Consider the following 763-nt stretch of genomic DNA (forward strand, 5'->3'; position numbering starts at 1 on the left):
GTTGTTTTATTTGTAAGCCTTTTGATTGTTCATAAATGGCTCCCAGCGGAGCGACGCAAATTTATAGATGTTTTACCAGGAATCGTGGTGACAATGTCAGTGTGGTTTATGGCTTCTCTTGCTTTTGCGCAGTATTTGACAATGTTTGATTATATTTCTACCTATGCGGGATTAGCATCTATTATGGTTGCTATTATTTTTCTTTACATTTTAAGCGCTATTTTTATTCTTGGAGGCGAAATAAATGCAGCGATAATGTTTTATCGCAATTATTTGCACCATTCGGATGAATGAAAGAACTTATTTTTGTGTGAAAGCCAAGAGACGAAAACACGAAAAAAACCAGCCATCACTTTGTTGATTGATGCTGATTCTTGTCCTGTAAAAACTGAAATTTATCGTGTTATGAATCGTTATCAGCTTAAAACATTTGTTGTAGCGAATCGTTTTTTTCCTCTTCCAGATGAAGCGCTTCTTGAAAGGGTAGTTGTTTCTGACAAATTTGATTCTGCTGATGATTGGATTGTAGAACATGTGCAGGAGGCTAGTATTGTTATTACCAGTGATATTCCTTTAGCCGCACGGGTTGTGCGTGCGGGTGGTGTTTGTCTTTCTCCAACTGGCCGTACTTTTGATGCAAGCTCCATCGGTCACGTTTTGGCGCTGCGCAATCTTATGAACGATTTGCGAGGACAAGGTAAAGTTATAAGTAGCCCCCGTCCTTTTTGTTGCAAAGACCGTTCTGCTTTTTTATCGGCACTAG

The 763-nt window shown here is 39.2% G+C and carries 2 protein-coding genes; both read left to right on the top strand.

Going from position 1 to position 763, the window contains the following annotated elements; genetic code table 11:
* The coding region (locus ACFINZ_RS10580; RefSeq protein ID WP_375701491.1) for a YhjD/YihY/BrkB family envelope integrity protein at nucleotides 1–294 on the top strand (294 nt) is incomplete at its 5' end.
* Nucleotides 295–306: 12 nt separating this feature from the next.
* Nucleotides 307–763: YaiI/YqxD family protein (locus ACFINZ_RS10585; RefSeq protein ID WP_375701492.1), on the top strand; the 457-nt coding region annotated here is incomplete at its 3' end.

The organism is Bartonella sp. AA81SXKL (assembly GCF_042196945.1).
In the GTDB taxonomy this organism is placed as follows: Bacteria; Pseudomonadota; Alphaproteobacteria; order Rhizobiales; family Rhizobiaceae; genus Bartonella.